Source organism: Nocardioides sp. NPDC058538 (assembly GCF_042719275.1).
Taxonomy (GTDB): domain Bacteria; phylum Actinomycetota; class Actinomycetes; order Propionibacteriales; family Nocardioidaceae; genus Nocardioides.
The window spans coordinates 98,455-120,591 of record NZ_JBHXNY010000004.1 but is presented as its reverse complement, the minus strand read 5'-3'; the positions used below and the strand labels follow the sequence as shown (position 1 = coordinate 120,591).

Genomic DNA, 22,137 nt, shown 5'->3' with positions numbered 1-22,137 from the left:
GGTGTAACTCGGTGTCCACTTTTCGTGATCTCCCTGACATACCCTTCTCCAAAGCGCTTCATCAGACAAGGATGAACTCATGACCACCACTCGTCGTGTCGCCATCGTGGGCGGCAACCGTATTCCTTTCGCCCGCTCCAACGGTGCGTACGCGACCGCGTCCAACCAGGAGATGTTCACCGCCGTCCTCGACGGCCTCGCCGCCCGCTTCGGCCTCGAGGGCGAGCGCATCGGTGAGGTCGCCTCCGGCGCGGTGCTCAAGCACTCGCGCGACTTCAACCTGACCCGCGAGTCGGTTCTCGGCTCCAGGCTGGCCCCCGAGACGGCCGCCGTCGACCTGCAGCAGGCCTGCGGCACCGGCCTCCAGGCCGCGACCTACATCGCCAACAAGATCGCGCTCGGCCAGCTCGACTCCGGCATCGCGGGTGGCACCGACACCACCTCCGACGCGCCGATCGCGCTGGGCGAGAAGCTCCGCAAGGTCCTGCTCGAGGCCAACCGCGCCAAGACCAACATCGACCGCGTCAAGGCCTTCGCCAAGCTCCGCCCCGCCGACGTCATCCCCAACATCCCGGCCAATGTCGAGCCGCGCACCAAGCTCTCGATGGGTGAGCACGCCGCGCTGACCGCACAGGAGTGGGGCATCACCCGCGAGGCCCAGGACGAGCTGGCCGCCGCCTCCCACCAGAAGCTCGCCGCTGCGTACGAGGCCGGCTGGTTCGAGGACCAGATCACCCCGTTCCGCGGTCTGGAGAAGGACAACAACCTGCGCCCGGGCTCGACCGTGGAGAAGCTCGCGACGCTCAAGCCCGTCTTCGGGGTCAAGGGCGAGAACCCGACCATGACGGCCGGCAACTCGACGCCGCTGACCGACGGCGCCTCTGCCGTGCTCTTGGCGAGCGAGGAGTGGGCCGCCGCCAAGAAGCTGCCGGTCCTGGCCTACTTCGTCGACGCCGAGGTCGCCGCTGTCGACTACGTCGCCGGCGGCGAAGGCCTGCTGATGGCTCCCGCCTACGCCGTCCCGCGCCTGCTCGCCCGCAACGGCCTGACCTTCGACGACTTCGACTTCTTCGAGATCCACGAGGCGTTCGCATCCCAGGTCCTCTCCACCCTCGCCGCCTGGGAGTCCCCGGACTTCTGCAAGGACAAGCTCGGCCTCGACGCCCCGCTCGGCACCGTCCCGCGCGAGAAGCTCAACGTCAAGGGCTCCAGCCTCGCCGCCGGCCACCCCTTCGCCGCCACCGGCGGCCGGATCATCAACAACCTCGCCAAGCTGCTCGACGAGAAGGGCTCCGGCCGCGGCCTCATCTCCGTCTGCGCCGCCGGCGGCCAGGGCGTCGTCGCCATCCTGGAGAAGTAGAACCTCGCGCCGAGGCGACCCGAGTCAGCCGAGGCGTCACCCCGGTCGGTCGAGACGGCGCTCCGGTCGGTCGAGGCGGCGCTCCGGTCGGCCGAGTTGGCACCTGATTGCCAACTCGGCCGTCGTACGTGACGTCTCAGCCCTTCGTCCGTGGCGCTGTAGAACCCTGCCCGGCCGAGACGTCAACCCCGTCGTTCGAGACGTCACTCGCGTCGGCCGAGTTGGCATCTGGCTGCCTCCTCGGCCGACGTACGTGACGCTTCGGCCGACGGGAGAGACGCCTCGGCGAGGGCTACTTGGCGGTGAGGGCCAGGGCGGAGGTGACGAGGAAGTCGCGGACCTGGTCGGGGGAGACGGAGCCGACGGTGGGTACGCCGGGCGCGGACTCGGAGACCAGGATGCCGACGCGGGCGAGCTGGAGGGCGCCGAGGCCGGAGGCGTAGAGGGTGTTGGCGAGCAGGTTGGCGTCCTTGACGTGGAGCTCGCCGGTGGCGGCACCGTCCTCGAAGACGGTGGTGAGGATGGTGAGGCAGCCGTTCATCGCGCGGCCCAGGCGGAACAGGGCGCTCTCGGAGAGCTCGTCGAGCAGGTCGGAGCCGCTGCGGCGCATCAGCGTCTGGGCGCAGTCGACGAAGGCGGGATGCTCGATCCCGTAGTCGACGAAGGTGCCGACGACGTCGCGGACCACGTCGGTAGGCGCGCTGTCGCCCTCGGTCGCGGTCAGCATCCGCCCGCGGAGCTCGTCGAGGTAGCCGACCAGGGTCAGCGCGAAGATCTCGTCCTTGCCGGTGAAGTGCCGGTAGACGATCGCGCGGTTGATGCCGACCGCCTTCGCGATGTCCTCGATCTGGGCGTCGCTCACTCCGCGCTCGTCGAAGAGCTTGCGGGTCGCGGCGACGATGTCTGCCTCGCGCGCACGGCGCCGGGCGGCGGCGGCCGAGCGGCGGCCGTCAGACCCGGAGCCGGGGGCCGAAGCGGAGCCCGAGGCGGACTGGGAGGTGCTTGTTCGGCTGCTCACAAGAACACTGTACGCGGTGTGCAACTCGGAGTTGCACTGTGAGTGTCCGTCCTCACATCGGCCTAGTGGAGCAGTGCTCGGCGGGCCCCCGCGACGTCGTCGGTGGTGACGTAGTCGACCCCCGAGACCGCGGCGCGGAGCACGGACGCGGTGCTGACCGCCGGCCAGGTGCCGACCTCGGCTCCCTGGCTGCGGTAGCGGTCCACGAGAGCCGGGTCGAGCAGCCGGGTGTGGAGGTGTACCTGGGTGAACTCGCCGTCGTGGAGATCCGTGGGATCGGGCTCGTCCTTGACGGCGACCGTCTCCATCCCGGTCCGCTCGAAGCCGGGGAAGTCGAAGTGGCTCGCCTCGAAGCTCATGAAGATCGCCTTGTCGCCGTGGCCCTTCCTGGAGACCCAGTCCGGACGCAGCGAGACGACCTTGCGGTAGAGCGCGCGCATCTCGGCGGCGCTCTCGCCCTTCAGTTCGACCACGAGCTGGACCCGGTGGCCGTGGAGTCGCTCGGCCGACTCGATGGCGTCGAAGGTCTCCTCGATGGTAGGCACCCGGACACCCCGGAACCGCGACCCCATCCACGAGCCCGCGTCGAGCGACTGCACCTCGGCGAGGGTGAATTCTCGCGGGCTCGCCCTCCGGCGCTCGGGGAAGCGGTCCTCGACATCGGTCGTACGCCTGAAGTCGCCGTCGTGCAGGAGCACCCACTCGCCGTCGGCCGTCGGCTGGAAGTCCATCTCGATGAAGTCGGCACGTTGCCGCACGGCGCTGCGGAACGCGTCCAGGGTGTTCTCCGGGTGGTTGAGCGAGTCGCCGCGCCAGGCCATCACCCCGACCGGTCTGCTCCCGAGGGCGTAGACGGCCGCCGAGGACCCCACGAACGCCGGCGCCCCGTGATGCGCCCGGGCGATCGTCCGGAATCGCGTCTTCGCCACCTCCCGGGTCCTGAAGGCGTACGCCGCATGGCCGGTCGGACCGGTGGTGAGGTGGGCGATGTTCGTCCACCCGTCGCCGCTGTCGCGCTGGAGGGTGAGGACCCGTCCGGGGCGGGCCGGAGCGGCGAAGAGGGTGAGTCGCACCGCGCCTCCGGCACGCACCGACCTCGCCATGCTGGTCGTGACGGCCTGCTGCTGCCCGAAGAGCGTACGCGGGGCCGAGACCCGCTCCGCCCAGTTCCGCCCCTCACGCGCGACGCCGGGGGCGAGGACTCGCCAGCGCATCCTCCATGAGGACTGGCTCACGACGAAGGAGTAGTGACCGGTCCGTGCGGCGAACTGCTTCTGTACGGGCTCCCAGTCGCCGTCGTGGTAGCGCTGCAGCCGGACCACCCGGCTGACGCTGGGCCCGAGCGAGCCGCTCAGCCTGAACGACTCACCCAAGATCGGCCGGGAGACGCTGGCGCTCGGTGCGGCGACCGAGAGCTCGGTGGAGGCGCCGGTGGCGGCTGAGGCCGGGCTGACGGCGGCAGGCCCCAGGATCAGCGTCAGCGTCGCGAGAATCGCAGCGAGGCGGGCATAGGCGTGTGGGGGCACGCGCAGTGAGGTTAAAGGATCGATCGGGGCCACCTGCACCCGGTATCCCGATCAGGTCACTGAAGATACATTCTGACGGTGTCGATCGTGTCGGCATCGGCGGCTGTCTTGTCGTCGCGGTAGCGCACGACCCGCGCGAACCGCAGCGCGACGCCGCCCGGGTAGCGCGTCGAGCGCTGCACCCCGTCGAAGGCGATCTCGACCACCTGCTCGGGGCGGACCTTCACCTGCCAGTCGTCGGTGCCCCCGACGGCGAGCTCGGTGAAACGCTCGGTCTGCCACGCCAGCATCTGGTCGGTCATGCCCTTGAACGTCTTGCCGATCATCACGAACTCGCCGTCGGCGCCCCGGGCGCCGAGGTGGATGTTGGAGAGCCAGCCCTTGCGACGTCCCGAGCCCCACTCGATGCCGATGACGACCAGGTCGAGGGTGTGGACGGGCTTGACCTTGATCCAGCCCGAGCCGCGCCGCCCCGCCTCCCAGGGCAGGCCGACCCCCTTGACGACGACGCCCTCGTGGCCGGCGGCGAGTACGTCGGTGGCGAACCGCTCCGCCTCCTCGGTGTCCACGGTGACCAGCCGCGGCGCCCGATGCCGCTCGGGGACGACCCGGTCGAGCTCGGTGAGGCGCTGGTCGAGCGCCAGGTCGATGAGGTCGCGGCCGTCGACGTGGAGGATGTCGAAGAAGTACGGCGCGACGACCGTGTCCGCCGCCGACCGGGTCGCGGTGCGGGAGGCGGTCTCCTGGAACGGCCGCGGCCGCCCGTCGGGACCGAGCGTCATGGCCTCGCCGTCCAGCACCAGCGTGTCGGCCGGGAAGGAGGCGACGATCTCCGCCACCTCGGGCAGCCGCGCGGTGATGTCCTCCAGGGTGCGGGTCGCGATGCGTACCTCCGAGCCCGACTTGTGGGCCTGGATCCGGATGCCGTCGAGCTTCGTGTCGACCACGACCGCCTCGCCGAGCTTGGCCATCGCCTCCTCGACCGAGCCCGCCGACGAGGCGAGCATCGGCAGTGCGGGCCGCCCCACCACCAGGCCGACCTCGGCGAGTGCCTCTTCGCCGTCGAAGGCCAGCCCGGCGACCACCACGGTCGAGCCGGCCAGCATCGCGGCGCGGCGTACGGCGGGCAACGGCACCCCGGCGGCCACCGCGAGCGCCTCCTGCACCAGCGAGTCGAGCGCCCCTTGGCGTACCTCGCCGGTGACCACGCCTCGCAGCCACACCTGTTCCGCCGTGGTCGCCGCGCCGAAGAGCGTCTCGGCCTCGGCGGCCCGGGCGACCTGCGATCCTGAGCCCGCCAGCAGCGACATCCGCTCGAACGCCTCGTGCACGTCGCTCACCGTGAGCGTCGCCTCGGCCTCGGGCGAGGGGAGTGTGGTGAGCGAGCGCCACCCCAGCCCCGTACGTCGCTGCAGCAGCGTGCCGGCGAGGTAGGCGGTCACCACCGGCAGCTCGTTGCGCGTTGCTGCGCCGAGGCACTCCGCCAGCGCGGCGACCTTCGCCTTCCGCGACCGGGTCGCGGCGACGGCGTTCGAGGTGGAGACGATGTCGGCGAGCAGCATGCCTCCAGTGAACATCACACCACCGACAGTTCCCAGGAACGTCAGGCGGCCGCCGCCTGGTTCGGATCGCGACCGAGAAGGCGCAGCGCGTCGCCCCAAGGGTCTTCTCCGCCCGCGGCGAGCGGTGCGGCGAACACCGGTGTCCCACCCGGTCTCGCAGCGATCTGCCGGGCCATGTCGAGGACGACGGTGACAGTGGCGTCGGTCGGCCGGTAGGTCTGCCCGAGTGCCGTCGCAACGTCCCAGGCGTGCACGGCGGCGTCGAGGAGCTGCATGCCCAGTGCGACCGTGACGGTCGGGTGGAAGCCGAACTCGGCGAGGTGGATCGTCGCCTCCGGGTCGGCGGTGCCGAACGCGTTCCGAACCCGGGTGGCCGAGTCCTGCCACGTCCGAGCGACGTCGTCGCCGACGACCGGCACGGACTCGTACGCACCCACCGGCGCGTCGCCGTCGGCGACCGCGATGGTGAAGCCGAGGTTCTGTCCGACCATGTGGCCGAACAGGTCCGCGAGGTCCCACCCCGCGCACGGGGTGGGCGCCGTCAGATCGCCGGCCCCGGAAGCCAGCACCGTGATGTCGTCTAGGGCGCGGTCGTAGGCAGTGAGCATCTCCGTAAAAGTAAGCATACGTAGATCGTAAGCAGACGTAGATGATAAGTCGAGCGGTTAGGATTCTGCGGTGGATCGACCCGAGCTCGGCTTCCTGCTGTCCCGTCTGATGCGCGAGGTGATGGCCCGCGAGAAGCCGATCCTCGACGCCGCGGGGCTGGAGATGTGGGACTACGCGGTGCTGAGCGCGCTGGCCGACTCGGATGCACCCACCCAGGCGCAGCTCGCCGCCACGACCGGCCGCGACAAGACGCGCCTGATCGGCAACCTGGACCGCCTCGAGGCCCAGGGCATGGTCGAGCGCGAGCCCGACCCGGCCGACCGCCGCAACCGGATCGTGTCCCTGACCCCGGCCGGCTCTCGGGTCCTCCGCAGCTGCCGCGACGCCATCGGCGCCATGGAGACCGAGCTGCTGGCCGATCTCGACCCGGCCGACCGGGCGGCGTTCGAGCGCGCATTGACGGCCCTCGCCCGATGACGCTCGCCGCCGCCCAAGCCTGGCTCCTGGAAGCGCTGCCCGCTCTGCTGGCCCGGCACCGCGTGCCCTCGGCGGCTGTCGGAGTGCTCCCGGACGGCCTGGTCATCGCCCACGCGCTCCACGGCGTACACCGGGTCTTCGGCTTCACCGGCCGCGACCCCGCCGGCCGGGCGACCCATCTGACCACCAGCCGGGTCTTCCCGCGGGCTAACCTCGGGATATGAGCGCGCAGCGGACGGTCCGTCCCGGCTACGCCGTCGGCCTCGCCTCGATGCTGCGGCCGCTTCGGCGTGGGCTGGGCGACCCGACGTACAAGATCCTCGGCGAGGATCACTGGCGAGCCATCCGTACGCCACAGGGCCCCGCCACGCTCAGGCTGCGCCAGCGCGACGCCGAGGTGGAGTCCGAGGCCTGGGGAGAGGGCGCGGAGTGGGCGCTGGAGCATGTCCCCGGACTGCTGGGTGCGGGCGACCGCCCCGAGAAGTTCCATGCCGACGACCCGCTGCTCGCGGGCCTGCTGGAGCGCTTCGAGGTGCCACGCTTCGGGCGTACGGGACTGGTGATGGAGGCGCTGGTGCCCTCGATCATCGAGCAGAAGGTGACCAGTAACGAGGCGTTCCGCGGCTTCGGCAACCTGGTCAGGCGCTTCGGTGAGGTCGCCCCCGGCCCGGGCGCCGACCACGGGCTGCGCCTGCAGCCGACACCCGAGACGCTCCGGACCATCCCCAGCTGGGACTGGCTGCGCCTGCCGGTCGATCCGGCCCGGTCCAAGGCCGTCCTCCAGGCCGCCCGGGTCGCGAAAGCGGTCGAGCGGACCGCCGGTCTCCCGGGTGAGGAGGTCGAGCGGCGACTCACCACCATCCCGGGCATCGGCGAGTGGACCGTCGCCGAGGTGCGCCAGCGCGCGCTCGGCGACCCGGACGCGGTCAGCTTCGGCGACTACCACCTGGCCAAGGACGTCGGCTGGGCGCTGACCAACGAGGCCTGGGACGACGACCGGCTTCGCGACTATCTGGAAGCCTTTCGCCCGCATCGTGCTCGCGTGGTCGCGCTCATCTATCGAGGTGCCGGGAAGCGGCCTCGCCGGGGGCCGAGGATGTCGCCGCGGACGCATCTGCCTTCTTGACCACCTGATTTACTGCCGAGTCGACTCGACAGGCCCGCGCGTCAGAGCAGGGGGCGTAGGGGGGTCAGGACCAGCTCGGTGAACTTGCGGTGGATCTCGCGGGAGGCCCACTCGTCGGCGGTCAGCTCGATCGCGTTGGACTCGTCGCGGGAGAAGATCTCCTCCATCTGCTTGGCGACGTCGCGGTCGAAGATCTCCAGGTTGATCTCGTAGTTGCCGGTCAGCGAGAGCCGGTCGATGTTGGCGGTGCCGACCGTCGACCAGAAGCCGTCGACGGTGGCGGTCTTGGCGTGGATCATCGCGTCCTTGAACCGCAGGATCCGCACTCCTGAACCGAGCAGCTGGGAGAAGTAGCCGCGCGAGATCCAGTCGACGACGATGTGGTTCGACTTCAGCGGCAGCAGGATGCGTACGTCGACCCCGCGCTGCGCCGCGGCCTTGAGCGCGTCCACGAAGTCCTCGTCAGGGACGAAGTAGGCGGTGGTCAGGTAGATGTTGCGGGAGGCCCGGTTGATCGCCTCCAGGTACATCGACCGGATCGGGAACATCCACAACCGGGGCACGTTGCGGTGGAACCGGAGATCGGGTTCCCACGACGGTGCGGTCTCGATGAGCAGCGGCCCCTCGGTGCCGTTGCTGTGGGTCAGCGGGTGCGGCCGCCGCCGGTTGAGGTTCCAGAAGTCGGCGAAGGCGCGCCGCAGGTCCCATACACCGGGGCCGGTGATGCGCACGTGCGTGTCGCGCCACTCGGTGGCGTACGCGGTCCCGATGTTGTAGCCGCCGACGAACCCGACCGTGTCGTCGACGACCAGGATCTTGCGGTGGTCGCGTCCGTAGCGGGAGAGGTCGAAGAAGCGCCACCCCGCCGCGTAGGTGGGATAGCGCAGGACGTGCATCCCCTCGGGGAAGCGCTTGAACCGGGAGGGCACCACGAGGTTGGCGAGCTCGTCGTAGATGCAGTAGACGTCGACGCCTCGTTCCGTCGCCGAGGCCAGCGCCTGCTTGAACCGCTGGCCGACCTCGTCGCCCTTCCAGATGTACGTCTCGAGGAAGATCTGCTTCTTCGCGCCGTCGATGGCGGCGATCATGTCCTCGTAGAGGTCGTTGCCGAACGTGTAGGTGGTGACCGTGCCGTCGCCGACGCTGTTGGTCAGCGGTGGCGTCACCGGGAACGGCTTGCCCCTGAGGCCGCGCTTTCCTCGGGTGCGGTAGCCGTCAACGAGGCTCATCACGACAGCCAGCGCCACCGGCACGCCGAAGACGGCGAGGAGCAGGCGGCGTAGGAACCTCATGACGCCCCCCGGCGACAGTCTCATCACAGTCCCCAATCTAACTGGCTCGGCGCGGCGAGACACACCGGTGCGGACTTCTGGCCCCGTCGAGGGCTCCGGCGGGTGCGATCGCACGTTCAGACCCGGCATGCGAGAGCAGGCCTTCTCCGACCGTGGCGCAGGGGTGGTGGATCCTGTGATCCGCGTCACCTACCGGCCGGTAAGTCGTTGTGCAGGAATACCTCCCACCCTGTTCCCGGGCATGTCGCGGCGGGTCGTTGCCCTCAGAACTGAAACATGTTCTACTACAGGCTTGAAACGTGAGCCGAGTCACAAGACCACGCGAAAGGTGAAGGATGGCAGTGCAGTTCGCATCGCTGGTCCGAGGTGTCGGCGGGATGGGCCTGATGACCGGAGAGGTCGTCAAGGGGACGTTCACTACCAAGTTCCAGATGCGGGAGTTCCTCGAGCAGGCCTGGTTCATCACGAGCGTCACGTTGCTGCCCGCGGTGCTGGTCTCGATCCCGTTCGGGGCGGTCATCTCGCTGCAGGTCGGCAACCTCGCCGGCCAGCTCGGAGCGCAGTCGTTCGCGGGGGCGACGGCGGTGCTCGCGGTGGTCAGGGAGGCGGCGCCGATGGCGGCCGCGCTGATCATCGCCGGGGCCGCCGGGTCGGCGATCTGCTCCGACATGGGATCGCGCAAGATCCGTGAGGAGATCGACGCGATGGAGGTGCTGGGCATCGACCCGGTGATCCGGCTGGTGATCCCGCGGGTCCTCGCGTGCCTGTTCGTCTCGGTGATGATCAACGGGATCGTGATCGCGACCGGCATCGGTGGCGGCTACTTCTTCACCGTGATCATCCAGGGCGGCTCGGCCGGTGCGTTCCTGTCGAGCTTCACCGCGCTGGCCAGCCTTCCCGACCTCTACATCTCGATGGTCAAGTCGGCCCTGTTCGGGTTCTTGGCAGCGATCATCGGCGCCTACAACGGCCTCAACGCCCAGGGTGGTCCCAGCGGCGTCGGCCGAGCGGTCAACGAGGCCGTGATCATCGCGTTCATGATGCTGTTCGTCCTCAACTCCATCATGACCGCTGTCTACTTCCAGATCGTTCCTCAGGACGGGTTGTGATCCCCCGGTGACCAACACGATTGCCCAGGTGGGCAACCAGATCGTCAAGGAGCAGCGCCATGCCGTCGAGGGCTATGGCGACCAGCTGCTCTTCTACGTCAAGGCCCTGGCCTGGGCGCCCCGCACCATCCGCCGCTACAAGCGGGAGGTGCTCAACATCCTGGCCGAGGTCGCCTTCGGTGCCGGCGGCCTGACGATGATCGCCGGCACGGTCGGCGTGATCGCGTTCATGGCCTTCTTCGCCGGGTCCGAGGTCGGCATCCAGGGCTACGCCAGCCTGAGCCAGATCGGCGTCGCGAAGTTCTCCGCCTTCATCTCGGCCTTCTTCAACACCCGCGAGGTCGCCCCGCTGATCTCCGCGATCGCGCTGGCCGCGACCGTCGGCTGCGGCTACACGGCCCGCCTGGGCGCCATGCGCATCAGCGAGGAGATCGACGCCCTCGAGGCGATGGGCGTACCGAGCCTTCCCTACCTGGTCACCACCCGGATGATCGCCGGGTTCCTGGCCGTCATCCCGCTCTACATCGTCGCCCTGTGCGCCTCCTACCTCAGCCCGCGGCTGATCACGACGCTGATGTACGGGCAGTCGGGCGGGACGTACGACCACTACTTCCTGGCGTTCCTGCCACCGATCGACATCCTCTACAGCTTCCTGAAGCTGATCATCCTCGCGGTCGCGATCATCCTGATCCACTGCTACTACGGCTACACCGCCTCCGGCGGCCCGGCCGGGGTCGGCATCGCGGTCGGCAAGGCGATCCGTACGTCCATCGTCACCGTCGTCGTCGCGGACTTCTTCCTGAGCTTCGCGATCTGGGGCTCGACGACCACGGTCCGGATCACGGGATGAGGTGGGCAGCCAGATGTTGATGGGCATCCAGCGCGACACCCGCGCCGAACACACCAAGCTCTTCGTCTCCGGGATCGCCTTCACGGTGACCCTCGCCCTGCTGATCACGCTGTGCATCGCGATCTACCAGAAGGCGTTCGTGCAGTTCACCACCGTCAGCGTCGAGGCCGACCGGGCCGGCCTGCAGCTGCCTCGCTATGGCGACGTACGCATGCACGGCGTGATCGTCGGCCAGATCCGCGAGATCGACCAGGACGGCAAGAAGGCCGTCATCGAGCTCGGTCTGGAGCCGGAGCAGGCCGAGCAGATCCCCGCCAACGTCAGCGTCGCGATCAAGCCGACGACGCTGTTCGGGCAGAAGTACGTCGAGTTCATCGACCCCGAGGGGGAGCGCACCGGCGCGCTGAGCGACGGCACCGTGATCCCCGCCGACCGGGTCCGCACCAGCGTCGAGCTCGACGTGATCCTGGCCCGGCTCTTCCCGCTGCTGAAGTCGATCCGTCCCCAGGACCTCAACAGCACCCTGCACGCCCTCGCCACTGCGCTCTCCGGCAACGGGGAGAAGCTCGGCGAGACCATGGTCCAGCTCAACGACTACCTCGAAGAGATGAACGTCCACCTCCCCACACTCGAACGCGATCTCGAGGACATGGCCGACGTCGCCGAGACCTACTCCATGGCCGCGCCCGACCTGGTCAAGGTCCTCGAGAACACCACGACCACCGCCAACACCGTCACCGAGCAGCGCGCCCGTCTGGGCGGCCTGCTGACCTCCGTGACCGGAGTCGCCGACACCTCCAAGAACCTGCTCGCCGAGAACGAGAAGGCGATCAGGTACGAGACCGAGCTGGCGGTCCCGCTGCTCAAGCTGCTCTCCGACTACTCACCGGAGTACACCTGCCTGCTCAAGGGCCTCGACGACTACACCGAGCTGCTGGCGACTGTCTTCCAGCAGAACCGCGTGCGCCAGACCATGGTCCTCGACGGCACCCAGAAGCCGGCGTACGGCCGTGACGACCGCCCCGAATGGGGCGAGATCGGCCACGGCCCGTGGTGCGACGGCCTGCCGAACCCGCAGGTGCCGGCCGGCCCGAACGAGCTGGAGAACGGCACCGAGGACGTCCCGTGGGCACCCGGGAACGGGGGTCTGCAGTGAACAAGCGCGATCTGAAGACCGCGGCGGCCGGGACCAAGCTGGTCATCTTCACCGTCCTCTCGATCATCGTCACCGGCACCCTGGCCTCGATCATGGGCAACGTCGGCTTCGGCGACCGGGTGCCCTACCGGGCCGAGTTCACGACCGCCTCGGGCCTGAGCGAGGGAGACGACGTACGCGTCGCCGGCATCACCGTGGGGGAGGTGCGCGCCGTCGAGATCGAGGACGGCGACCACGCGATGGTCACCTTCCGGGTCGACAGGACGGTGCCGCTGACGACCGCCAGCGGCGCCCAGGTGCGCTACCTGAACCTCGTCGGCGACCGCTACCTGGCGCTGACCCAGGACGCCGGTGCAAAGGACGCCGGAGCGGATGCGAGCCCGTTGCGGCAGGGGCAGGCCATCGCGATGGCCAACACCACCCCGGCGCTCGACCTGACCGAGCTCTTCAACGGCTTCCAGCCGCTCTTCCAGGCGCTGCAGCCCAAGGACGTCAACAAGCTCTCCCTCAACCTGATCCGGGTGCTTCAGGGGGAGGGTGGCACGGTCGCCAGCCTCCTCTCGGAGACGGCCGAGCTGACCAGTGCGCTCGCCGAGCGCGACCAGCTGATCGGCGACGTGATCACCAACCTCTCCAAGACGCTCAACACCGTCAACGAGCACCACACCGAGCTGGCTGAGCTCATCCAGCAGCTCAGCGGCTGGATGAAGGACCTGGCGCGCGACAAGGAGGCGATCGGCGACTCGATCTCCTCGATCGGCGACCTCACCGACGAGTTGGCCGGGTTGCTCACCGACGTACGCCCGTTCCTCAAGGAGGACATCAAGCAGCTCAAGCGGGTGGTGGACATCCTCAACAAGCCGGGCAACCAGAAGCTGCTCGACAAGACGCTCGAGCGGCTCCCGGAGACCCTCGAGTCGCAGGCGCGGATCGGCAGCTACGGCTCCTGGTACAACTACTACCTCTGCGACCTCGACTTCTCGATCAAGCTGCCCTCGCTCGGTGAGCTGCTCGACAACTCACCCGCCGTCAAGGCGATCCAGAAGCAGCTCGACAACGTGGCCTTCTACAGCCGCGCAGAGAGGTGCAAGCTCTGATGGCACATCACAGCGACACCCAGCTCAAGCGCACCGGCGTGATCACGATCGTGGCGATCGCGCTGGCGCTGACCGCGGCGTTCAACCTGCGCAAGCTGCCGTGGTTCTCCGGCACCACCTACCAGGCCGAGTTCTCCGACACCAGCGGCCTGCACGTGGGCAACCGGGTGGAGATCGCCGGCATCCGGGTCGGCCGGGTCAGCGACATCGAGATCGAGGGCGCAAAGGTGGTCGTCTCCTTCTCGGTCGAGGGCACCGAGATCGGCCATCGCAGCGAGGCCTCGATCGGCGTGCTCAACCTGCTGGGGGAGAAATACCTCGACATCACTCCGCAGGGCGGCCGCATGCTCGATGCCGGCTCGAAGATCCCGCTGGCCCGCACCAGCGCCGGCAGCGACATCGTCGGCACCTTCGGCGATCTCGCCGAGACGACCGAGGCGATCGACACCCCGCAGCTGGCCAAGGCGCTGACCACGATGTCGGGCACGCTCGACAAGGCCGGGCCCGAGGTGCAGGGCGCCTTCCAGGGCATCGCCGCGCTCTCCCAGACGATCGCCGCCCGCGGCGACGAGCTGGAGTCGCTGCTGGAGGACGCCGAGAAGGTTGTCCAGCTCGTCAACCAGCGCAAGCAGGACATCGTCAGCGTGATGGAGAACGGCGACCAGGTCTTCGCCGAGCTCATCCAACGCCGGCAGGCGATCCACCAGCTGCTGGTCAACGCCACCGCCCTGGCCGAGCAGCTGCAGGCCCTGGTGAAGGAGAATCAGAAGCAGATCGGGCCCGCGCTGGACGCGCTCAACCAGGCGCTGAAGTTCCTCAACGCCCGCGACGAGGACCTGACCAAGACCATCCAGAACTACGGGCCGTACGCGTCGATCCTGATCAACATCATCGGCACCGGCCCCTGGTTCGACGCCTACCTCGCCAACCTGACCGGCATCGTGAGCGGCGAGTTCGTGCCCGGACGACGACCAGGGATCGTGGAATGACAAAGAACTTCTGGGGCCGAAAGTGGGCCGCGTTGCCGATCGCGCTGGTGGTGATGTGCGGGCTGCTGCTCGTCTCCGAGGTCGCCGCGCCCGACACCAAGATGGTGACCGTCAGCTTCCCCCAGGCGGTGAGCGTCTATGAGGGCTCCGACGTGGTCATCATGGGCGTCAAGGTCGGCAAGGTCACCTCGCTGGAGCCGAAGGGCGACCACGTGGACGCGGTGATCGAGTACGAGAGCGACTACAAGCTCCCCAAGGACGTGAAGGCGGCGATCGTCACCCCGACGCTGGTCGCCGACCGGTTCGTGCAGCTGACCCCGGCCTACACCGGAGGGCCGGCCATGGCCGACGGCGGGGCGATCCCGATCGAGCGTACGGCGGTCCCGGTCGAGCTCGACCGCATCTACGCCAGCCTCTCCGAGCTCACCACTGCGCTGGGACCCAACGGCGCCAACAAGAACGGCGCGCTGAGCGACGTCCTGCGTGAGGGCGCCGACGCCCTGGAGGGCAACGGCAAGATCGGCAACCAGGCGATCGCCGACATGTCCGAGGCGGCGCAGGTGCTCGGCGGCAACTCCGAGCAGCTCTTCAGCACCCTCTCCCAGCTCTCCGAGGTCACCCGGACGCTGGCCCGCAACGACGACACCACCGAGAAGTTCCTGACCGACCTCGGGACCGTCTCCACCCAGCTGGCAGGGGAGAGCGACGAGCTCGACCAGGCGCTCGCCGCGATCGCGCAGGCGGTCAAGGTGACGAAGTCCTTCGTCGAGAACAACCGCGACGCCCTGGTCGGCGACGTGAAGGAGCTCAACAAGACGCTCAACATCTTGGCCAAGGAGAAGGAGACCCTCGGCACCGTCATCGACCTGGCGCCGCTCGGGATCGGCAACCTGGCGGAGTCCTTCGACCCGGCGTCGGGCTCGGTCGGCTTCCGGCTGCAGGTCGGGCCGATCGGCTCTGATCTGTCCAACATCCTGTGCATGGTCGTGGAGAACGACAAGATCCCGGGGGCCAAGGAGATCTGCGCCCTGTTCAAGGCGCTGCTGCCGACCGGGTCGACCGCACCGGCCGGCAAGGCGCTCACCGATGCCAGCGCCCCCACCGACCGCGACACCGCCACCGGGCTGCCGCTCGACACCGGCACCCAGTCCAAGCAGCCGGAGGTGGAGCCCGAGGTGGTCACCCAGGGTGGCATCACCGAGCTCAGCGGCTCGCTCCAGGACCTGATGTCGGGAGGCAAGAAATGAAGCGCTCATGGGCAGTCATCGCCATGCTCGGCATCGTCGCGGTGGCGAGCGGGTGCGGCGTACAGGCCTATGACCTGCCGCTTCCCGGCAAGGAGGTCGGCGAGGGTGACGGCTACGTCGTCACCGCGGAGTTCAACGACGTCGTCGACGTGGTGCCGCGCACCAAGGTGATGGCCAACGACGTACCTGTCGGCCAGGTCGACAAGGTCGAGCGGGAGGGCTGGCACGCGAAGGTCACCATGACGCTGCGCAAGAACATCGAGCTCCCGGCCGACGCGCTGGCCAACGTACGCCAGACCAGCCTGCTCGGCGAGAAGTACATCGCCCTGGTGGCGCCCGAGGGGTCCACCATCGCCAGCGCCGGGAAGCTGGGCGACGGCGCCACCATCGGGCTCGAACGCACCAACCGCAACCCCGAGGTCGAGGAGGTGCTCGGAGCGCTCTCCTTCCTGCTGGCAGGAGGCGGCGTCGGGCAGCTGAAGACGATCAGCGACGAGCTCAACACCATGATGGACGGGCGCACTGGCGACATGCGCGCGCTGCTGGGCAACCTGGAGACCACGGTCGCCTCGCTCAACCAGCAGAAGGGCTCCATCATCAAGGCGATGGAGCAGGTCGACCGGCTGACCCGCACCCTCAACAAGGAGTCCAAGTCGATCGAGGCCGCGATCGACTCCTTCGGTCCGGCGCTGGAGGTGCTCCGCCAGCAGCACGCCGACCTGCTGAAGATGATGAAGTCGCTCGACAAGCTGGGCGTCGTCGCGACCCGGGTGATCAACCAGAGCGGCGCCAACCTGACCACCGCGCTCGACGAGCTGGCACCGACGCTGCGTGAGCTCGCCGACGCCGGTGACTCGCTGCCGCGCGGCCTGATGATGGCGGCCAGCTTCCCGTTCCCCGAGAACGCCTCCGGGCTGGCGATGGGTGACTACTCCAACGCGCTGTTCCACATGGACCTCGACCTCGGCAAGCTGGTCGGCAGCCTCACCAACGGCAAGTCCAGCGGCATCCTCCCGCAGGTCTTCCAGATCTGCCTGTCCTACTCCAAGGGCTGCGAGGCGATCCAGCCGCTGGCCAAGGCGCTGTGCGACCTGACCAACCTGCAGCTGGTCTGCTCGGTGGTCGGCAAGGAGGACACCGCGGCGAAGCCGGGCGAGAAGACGCCGAAGCTGCCCGACATCTCCGACCTGCTGCCGAAAAGCTCGACCTCTACCAAGACGCCGGGGCTCAACGATCTGGTGCCGGAGATCGCCGAGGGTCTCTCGGGCCCGACCGAGACCGAGTCGCCGACGGCCGAGCCGACGACCGGAGGCCTGGCCGGCCTCCTCGGACTGCTGGGAGGCGGTAGCTGATGACACGGAGCGTCCGGAACAAGCTGGTCATCTTCCTCATCCTCGCCGCGGTCGGGATCTTCTACGTCTCGGCCGCCTACCTCGGCCTCGTCGACCGGGTCCTGGGCCGCCACGTGGACGTGTCGGTCGACCTGCCGGCGTCAGGTGGCCTCTACGAGGGCAGCGAGGTCAACTACCGCGGCGTCGGCATCGGCCGGGTCGCGTCGATGACCGTCACCGACGAGGGCGTACGCGCCGAGCTGGAGCTCGACCCCGGCACCGAGGTTCCGCGGGACGCCGAGGTGGAGGTGCACAACCTCTCGGCGGTGGGGGAGCAGTACATCAACTTCATCCCCGACTCGGCCGCCGGGCCCTACCTCGCCGAGGGCGACGTCGTGACCGCCGGGCCGGAGTCGATGCCCGGCACCACCGACGAGCTGCTCACCGAGCTCAACAGCTTCACCACCTCGATCAACGGCGAGGACCTGAGCACCGTCGTCGCCGAGCTCGGCACGCTGTTCCGCGGCAACGCCGAGAACCTGCGTACGCTGCTCGACTCGGGCTCCACGCTGGTCGACGAGGCCTCGGCGCACCAGAAGGAAACGATCCGTCTCCTCAACACCAGCCAGACCGTGCTCCAGACGCAGAAGGAGCACAGCGGCGACATCCGCGAGTTCGCCGACGGGCTCGAGGAGGTCACCGCGACCCTGGACAAGCGCGACCCGGAGCTGCGCGAGATCCTGCAGGGCGGCGAGGCGACCGCGGTGCAGGTGCAGTCGCTGCTCGACGGTCTGCAGCCGCTCCTGCCGGTCTTCCTGGCCAACCTCAGCACCGTCAACGAGGTGCTCACCGCCCGGCTGCCCGCGATCGAGCAGACCCTGGTGACCTTCCCGCGCGTCGTGGCGACAGGGTGGACCGGCTCGCCCGGCGACGGCTACGGTCACCTGTCGATGGGCTTCGTCTACACAACACCGCCGTGCCAGGAGGGCTACAAGCCCGCCGACCAATGGATCCCCGGCACCGTGATGGAGGACCAGCCGCTCTATCCGGCCAAGTGCACCGACGAGCGTGCCCAGCCCGGCTACGAGGGCGACAACCCGATCATGCAGCGGGGCGTCAACATGGTGCCGAAGCCGGAGGGTGTGGGGAAGTACGTCACGACCTACGACCCGAAGACCGGCCGCACGAAGCTTCCCGATGGAAAGACGGTCACGATGTCCACCCCGACCGATGACGGAGGCCTCGTCTCCGCCCTGTCCGACGACTCCTGGCGATCAATGATCCTGGGAGAGGAGTGAGTCCGGTGCCTGAACCTGCCGACCCTGCCGACAACCCCCTCGATGTCAGGCTCTCCGTTGCCAGACTGGGGCGGGTCAACACCGTGCTCGCGGCGGTGGTGGTGATCCTGGTGGTGCTGGCCGCGGCCGTCTTCATCGGCGGCGCCCGAGTGCTGCCCTGGACGACGCCCGCCGAGGCCGCGGCCGCCGAATACGACGAGGTGAAGGCGGTCGCCGAGGACGGCGTGATCGCCTTCCTCGATGTCGACTACCGCGACATGGATCCGAGGATCCAGGCCGTCAAGGAGATCTCCACCGGCACCTTCGGCAAGGAGTACACCGCCATCGCCGAGCAGATCCGGCAGGCCGCGATCCCCGCACAGACCATCTCCAAGGGCAAGGTCAAGCAGGTCGGCATCCGTGCGATCGGGTCGAAGAAGGCGGTCGTGCTGGTCGCCGTGGACTCGGTCGTCACCAGCAGCCAGACCGCTGAGCTGAAGAAGAGCGACACCTGCCCCTACGAGGGTGCGCGGTGCTCGAAGTACCGCTTCAAGGTGTCGCTGGCCAAGACGAAGGACGGATGGCGCATGTCCGACCTGGCAGGAGTCAACTGATGACAGGCGTACGAGCGAACGGATCGGTCTCCACCGGCCAGAAGGAGTGCCCTTTCTGCGCGGAGACGATCAAGGCCGCCGCGATCAAGTGCCGTTACTGCGGGTCCGACCTGCTTCCTCCTGCCGAGGAGCAGAAGGACCAGGACGTACGCGACGAGGTCGCTGCTCCGGAGGAGGGCGAGGCCTCTGCGGTGGACTCCGGGGCCGACGAGACCGAGATGGAGCCTCAAGCTGAGGTTGAGGGTGAGGGAGATTTCGAGGAGCGCACCGGGCTCGCCGAGCGGTGGCTGGGTGACGGCAGCCGGGTGCTGACGGCCGTTCTCGGCGTACTCCTCCTGGTGGCCGGTGGTCTGCTGTGGCTGGCCATCGACATGGCGTCGAACGACGATGTGTCGCCGAGCAGGGAGCTGACCGCGGCCGGGTCCCGGGCGGCGATCATGGAGCACTCGGTCGACTTGGCGCAGACGGTGATGTCGTACCAGGCCGCCAGCGCGGAGAAGGACATCGCGGCAGCGAAGAAGCTGATGACGCCGGCGATGCAGAAGGACTACGAGAAGACGCTGCCCGGCGAGGACAAGCGCGAGGAGCAGGCTGACCTCGGCATCAAGGTCGACGCCGAGGTGGCGCCGCTCTCCGAGGAGGGTGCGAAGGCCGCCGAGGAGGGCAAGGCCTGCGTCGACGAGGACTGTGCTGCCTCCATCATCTCGGCGACCGAGGAGTCGGCGAAGGTGCTGCTCTTCGTCAACCAGAGCGCGACCGCGCCGAAGACGAAGAACACCGTGGTCAGCCCGACCTGGGAGGTGCTGACGCTGGTGAAGGGCGACGGCGGCTGGCTGATCTCCGAGATGAAGGCCGCCTCCTAGTCGAAGCGGAGCCCGAGGCGGGGCCTAGTCTCACCATGAGACCCCGTCTCGGGGTCGCTCCACCCTGATATGGTAGAACGTGTTCTAGTTTTTCTGCTCGAGGAGGGCACATGGCCGGCTCCCGCCAGTCCGTACAGCTGACCGAGGCCGAGATCGAGGACTTCCTCGGCTCGCAGATGAAGGTGCAGGTCGCGACCGTCGGTCCCGACGGGGCTCCGCACCTGACCACGCTGTTCTACGTGCTCGACGAGGGCCAGATCGTCTTCTGGACCTACGGGTCATCGCAGAAGGTCCGCAATCTGCGGCGTGACCCGCGGGTCACCTGCCTGGTCGAGGACGGCGTCGACTACTTCGAGCTGCGCGGGGTGAGCATCACCGGGCGGGCGAGACTCGTCGAGGACTACGACGAGATCAAGCGCATCGGGTCGCGGGTGATGACCCGGATGGCCGGTGGAGCCGACCTGGGTGAGCTCGGCGAGGACCTGGTCTCGAAGCAGGCGCACAAGCGCGTCGGCATCGTCATCGAGCCCGACAAGATCGCAAGCTGGGACCACCGCAAGCTGGGTGCGCTGCCCGGCCAAGGCTGAGTTCAATGATGGCGAAGGGACAAAGGAGACCGACATGGCAAAGGTGATCGCGGACTTCGACCTGTGCGAGTCCAACGGGATGTGCGAGGCCTTCGCTCCCGACGTGTTCGAGATCGATGACGACGACTACCTGCAGATCGAGGACCCGACGGTGACCGACGAGAACCGCGACCGCGTCGAGCAGGCCGTGGCCGGCTGCCCCAAGGCGGCCCTGAGGATCGAGGAGTAGCACCACGTGAGCGTTGATCTGGATGGCAAGCGGGCGATCGTCACGGGCGCCGGAGCGGGTCTCGGGCGTGCCGAGGCCGTCGCGCTGGCCCGGGCCGGGGCCCGGGTGGTGCTCAACGACCTGCCTGGTGCGGCCGAGGAGACGGCCGAGGAGATCCGCGGCTTCGGTGGTGAGGCGGTGATCGCGGCCGGCGACGTGAGCGAGCGTGCCACCGCCGACGCGATGATGGCTGCCGCGGTCGACGGCCTCGGCGGGCTCGACATCGTGGTCAACAACGCGGGCATCACCCGCGACAAGATGCTCTTCAACATGTCCGACGAGGAGTTCGACCTCGTCGTACGCATCCACCTCCGTGGCCACTTCCTGCTGACCCGCAACGCTTCGGCGCACTGGCGCTCGGTGGCGAAGTCGACGGGCGCACCGGTGGACGCCGCGGTGGTGAACACCTCCTCGGAGGCGTTCCTGTCCGGACCTCCCGGACAGGCCAACTACGGTGCCGCGAAGGCCGGGATCACCGCGCTGACGATGTCGACGGCGCGCTCGATGGGCCGTTCCGGCGTACGCGCCAACGCGATCTGCCCGCGGGCCGCGACCGCGATGACCGAGGGTGTGCTCTCGGGCGACTCCTACGGGCCCGAGCACGTCGCGCCGCTGGTCACCTACCTCGCCTCGCCGGCGGCCGCCGCGATCACCGGGCAGGTCTTCGTCGTCTACGGCGGGATGATCGCCGTCCTCGCGCCGCCCACGGTGGCCGAGCGCTTCGACAACGCCGCCTGGGACCAGGACTCGCTCGACAAGCAGGTCGGCGGCTGGTTCGCCGACCGTGACCCCGCGGCCGGGTTCTCGGCCGACTCGATCATGCAGCTCAAGCTGAAGGACGACAAGGAGCAGTGATGGCACGTCTCGACGATGCTGGATGTCGAGGGCTCCGCCTCGACGGGAAGATCGCGATCGTGACCGGTGGCGCGCAAGGACAAGGGGCCGCCATCGCGAGCGCCTTCGTCTCCGAGGGCGCGAAGGTGGTCATCGCCGACGTCGCCGACGAGCCCGGCAAGCTGCTCGCCGAGGAGCTGGGGGAGTCCGCGCTCTTCGTGCACCACGACGTGAGCTCGGAGGAGTCCTGGACCTCGCTGGTGGCCGAGACCACCGCTGCGTACGGCCCGGTCAGCATCCTTGCCAACAACGCCGGCATCCTCCGCTTCGGCGAGATCCTGACCCAGCCGGTCGAGGAGTTCGAGCTGCTGTGGCGGGTCAACACCCTCGGCTGCTTCCTCGGGATGCGCTCGGTGATCTCGACCATGAAGGACAACGGCGGCGGCTCGATCATCAACGCCTCCTCGATCGAGGGCCTGGCCGGGATGGCGTTCGTGGCCGGCTACACCTCCACCAAGTTCGCCATCCGCGGCATGACCAAGGCCGCCGCCCTCGAGCTCGGCCCCAGCGGCATCCGGGTCAACTCCGTCCATCCCGGGATGATCGACACCTCCATGACCCGCGGTGTCGGCGCCGATGATGCCGCCATGGAGTTCGGCGCCTCGAAGGTCGCTCTCAAGCGTGTCGGCCACCCCGCGGACATCGCGCCCCTTTACGTCTACCTGGCCTCCGACGAGTCCGGCTTCGTCACCGGCGCCGAGATCGCCATCGACGGCGGCGCCACCGCAACCCACGCCTTCGGCGGCTGACCCCAGCCGAGGCGTCACCCCCGTCGGTCGAGGCGTCACGTACGTCGGCCGAGACGGCACCGCCGGGGGCCCCCCGGCCGCGGGGGGGGGGGCCGCGGGGGGGTGGGTTGGGCCCGCCGGAGGCGGGTGTACCGCC

Annotated in this window: 23 protein-coding genes; 18 read left to right on the top strand and 5 right to left on the bottom strand. The window is 68.8% G+C overall.

The features are described from left to right. Nucleotides 1-79 precede the first annotated feature (79 nt). Nucleotides 80-1,360 carry an acetyl-CoA C-acetyltransferase gene (locus tag ACFWQC_RS05330; RefSeq protein WP_378674106.1) on the top strand — a complete coding sequence of 427 codons (1,281 nt, stop codon included), beginning with the start codon at nt 80-82 and terminating at the stop codon, nt 1,358-1,360. Between the two features lie 292 nt (nt 1,361-1,652). On the opposite strand, the gene ACFWQC_RS05325 is transcribed toward ACFWQC_RS05330, so the two are convergent. From ACFWQC_RS05325 to ACFWQC_RS05310, 4 genes are all read right to left on the bottom strand, one after another. After that, on the bottom strand, nt 1,653-2,378 hold the full coding sequence (locus ACFWQC_RS05325; protein ID WP_378674103.1) for a TetR/AcrR family transcriptional regulator: 726 nt from the start codon (nt 2,376-2,378) through the stop codon (nt 1,653-1,655). A gap of 62 nt (nt 2,379-2,440) precedes the next feature. Next, nucleotides 2,441-3,904, bottom strand: coding sequence for a glycerophosphodiester phosphodiesterase (locus ACFWQC_RS05320; RefSeq protein ID WP_378674100.1), 1,464 nt, complete (start codon nt 3,902-3,904; stop codon nt 2,441-2,443). Between the two features lie 56 nt (nt 3,905-3,960). Then, nucleotides 3,961-5,466, bottom strand: coding sequence for an ATP-dependent DNA ligase (locus ACFWQC_RS05315; RefSeq protein ID WP_378674098.1), 1,506 nt, complete (start codon nt 5,464-5,466; stop codon nt 3,961-3,963). Between the two features lie 41 nt (nt 5,467-5,507). Next, nucleotides 5,508-6,074, bottom strand: a complete 567-nt coding sequence (locus ACFWQC_RS05310; protein WP_378674096.1) for a TIGR03086 family metal-binding protein — start codon at nt 6,072-6,074, stop codon at nt 5,508-5,510. 70 nt (nt 6,075-6,144) lie between these two features. Here ACFWQC_RS05310 and ACFWQC_RS05305 point away from each other — a divergent pair, with 70 nt between their 5' ends. The 3 genes from ACFWQC_RS05305 to ACFWQC_RS05295 are packed head-to-tail and all read left to right on the top strand — an operon-like array spanning nt 6,145 to nt 7,678. Beyond that, nucleotides 6,145-6,552: a MarR family winged helix-turn-helix transcriptional regulator gene (locus ACFWQC_RS05305; protein WP_378674094.1), complete on the top strand. Its 408-nt coding sequence runs from the start codon at nt 6,145-6,147 to the stop codon at nt 6,550-6,552. Next, nucleotides 6,549-6,776: a hypothetical protein gene (locus ACFWQC_RS05300; RefSeq protein WP_378674091.1), complete on the top strand. Its 228-nt coding sequence runs from the start codon at nt 6,549-6,551 to the stop codon at nt 6,774-6,776. Before ACFWQC_RS05305 ends, ACFWQC_RS05300 begins: the two co-directional genes overlap by 4 nt. Next, the gene (locus ACFWQC_RS05295) at nt 6,773-7,678 is read left to right on the top strand and encodes a DNA-3-methyladenine glycosylase family protein (protein WP_378674088.1); all 906 of its coding nucleotides are present in this window, start codon (nt 6,773-6,775) and stop codon (nt 7,676-7,678) included. The genes ACFWQC_RS05300 and ACFWQC_RS05295 overlap by 4 nt, the downstream gene beginning before the upstream one ends. 41 nt (nt 7,679-7,719) lie before the next feature. Here the strand turns inward: ACFWQC_RS05295 and ACFWQC_RS05290 are convergent, their stop codons facing one another. Further along, the gene (locus ACFWQC_RS05290) at nt 7,720-8,970 is read right to left on the bottom strand and encodes a phosphatidylserine/phosphatidylglycerophosphate/cardiolipin synthase family protein (RefSeq protein ID WP_378674085.1); all 1,251 of its coding nucleotides are present in this window, start codon (nt 8,968-8,970) and stop codon (nt 7,720-7,722) included. Between the two features lie 377 nt (nt 8,971-9,347). On the opposite strand from ACFWQC_RS05290, the gene ACFWQC_RS05285 reads away from it, so the two are divergent. The 14 genes from ACFWQC_RS05285 to ACFWQC_RS05220 all read left to right on the top strand — a co-directional run bounded on the left by ACFWQC_RS05285 (nt 9,348) and on the right by ACFWQC_RS05220 (nt 22,001). Then, on the top strand, nt 9,348-10,079 hold the full coding sequence (locus ACFWQC_RS05285; protein WP_378674480.1) for an MlaE family ABC transporter permease: 732 nt from the start codon (nt 9,348-9,350) through the stop codon (nt 10,077-10,079). Between the two features lie 7 nt (nt 10,080-10,086). Next, on the top strand, nt 10,087-10,929 hold the full coding sequence (locus ACFWQC_RS05280; protein WP_378674083.1) for an MlaE family ABC transporter permease: 843 nt from the start codon (nt 10,087-10,089) through the stop codon (nt 10,927-10,929). Between the two features lie 13 nt (nt 10,930-10,942). Further along, nucleotides 10,943-12,085 carry an MCE family protein gene (locus ACFWQC_RS05275; protein WP_378674080.1) on the top strand — a complete coding sequence of 381 codons (1,143 nt, stop codon included), beginning with the start codon at nt 10,943-10,945 and terminating at the stop codon, nt 12,083-12,085. Further along, on the top strand, nt 12,082-13,182 hold the full coding sequence (locus tag ACFWQC_RS05270; protein WP_378674077.1) for an MCE family protein: 1,101 nt from the start codon (nt 12,082-12,084) through the stop codon (nt 13,180-13,182). The genes ACFWQC_RS05275 and ACFWQC_RS05270 overlap by 4 nt, the downstream gene beginning before the upstream one ends. Continuing rightward, nucleotides 13,182-14,171: an MCE family protein gene (locus tag ACFWQC_RS05265; protein ID WP_378674074.1), complete on the top strand. Its 990-nt coding sequence runs from the start codon at nt 13,182-13,184 to the stop codon at nt 14,169-14,171. Before ACFWQC_RS05270 ends, ACFWQC_RS05265 begins: the two co-directional genes overlap by 1 nt. Beyond that, nucleotides 14,168-15,418, top strand: coding sequence for an MCE family protein (locus ACFWQC_RS05260; protein WP_378674071.1), 1,251 nt, complete (start codon nt 14,168-14,170; stop codon nt 15,416-15,418). Before ACFWQC_RS05265 ends, ACFWQC_RS05260 begins: the two co-directional genes overlap by 4 nt. Then, nucleotides 15,415-16,770 (top strand): MCE family protein, encoded by a 1,356-nt coding sequence (locus ACFWQC_RS05255; RefSeq protein ID WP_378674068.1) that lies wholly within the window; start codon nt 15,415-15,417, stop codon nt 16,768-16,770. Before ACFWQC_RS05260 ends, ACFWQC_RS05255 begins: the two co-directional genes overlap by 4 nt. Beyond that, nucleotides 16,770-18,047 carry an MCE family protein gene (locus tag ACFWQC_RS05250; protein WP_378674065.1) on the top strand — a complete coding sequence of 426 codons (1,278 nt, stop codon included), beginning with the start codon at nt 16,770-16,772 and terminating at the stop codon, nt 18,045-18,047. Before ACFWQC_RS05255 ends, ACFWQC_RS05250 begins: the two co-directional genes overlap by 1 nt. 5 nt (nt 18,048-18,052) lie before the next feature. Further along, complete coding sequence (locus tag ACFWQC_RS05245; protein ID WP_378674062.1) at nt 18,053-18,640, top strand: hypothetical protein; 588 nt, start codon at nt 18,053-18,055, stop codon at nt 18,638-18,640. After that, nucleotides 18,640-19,503, top strand: a complete 864-nt coding sequence (locus ACFWQC_RS05240) for a hypothetical protein (protein WP_378674059.1) — start codon at nt 18,640-18,642, stop codon at nt 19,501-19,503. The genes ACFWQC_RS05245 and ACFWQC_RS05240 overlap by 1 nt, the downstream gene beginning before the upstream one ends. 110 nt (nt 19,504-19,613) lie before the next feature. Next, complete coding sequence (locus ACFWQC_RS05235) at nt 19,614-20,090, top strand: pyridoxamine 5'-phosphate oxidase family protein (RefSeq protein ID WP_378674056.1); 477 nt, start codon at nt 19,614-19,616, stop codon at nt 20,088-20,090. Between the two features lie 34 nt (nt 20,091-20,124). Further along, on the top strand, nt 20,125-20,319 hold the full coding sequence (locus tag ACFWQC_RS05230) for a ferredoxin (protein ID WP_378674053.1): 195 nt from the start codon (nt 20,125-20,127) through the stop codon (nt 20,317-20,319). Nucleotides 20,320-20,325: 6 nt separating this feature from the next. Next, nucleotides 20,326-21,213 carry an SDR family oxidoreductase gene (locus ACFWQC_RS05225; protein WP_378674050.1) on the top strand — a complete coding sequence of 296 codons (888 nt, stop codon included), beginning with the start codon at nt 20,326-20,328 and terminating at the stop codon, nt 21,211-21,213. After that, nucleotides 21,213-22,001, top strand: coding sequence for a glucose 1-dehydrogenase (locus ACFWQC_RS05220; protein ID WP_378674047.1), 789 nt, complete (start codon nt 21,213-21,215; stop codon nt 21,999-22,001). The genes ACFWQC_RS05225 and ACFWQC_RS05220 overlap by 1 nt, the downstream gene beginning before the upstream one ends. Nucleotides 22,002-22,137: the final 136 nt, after the last annotated feature.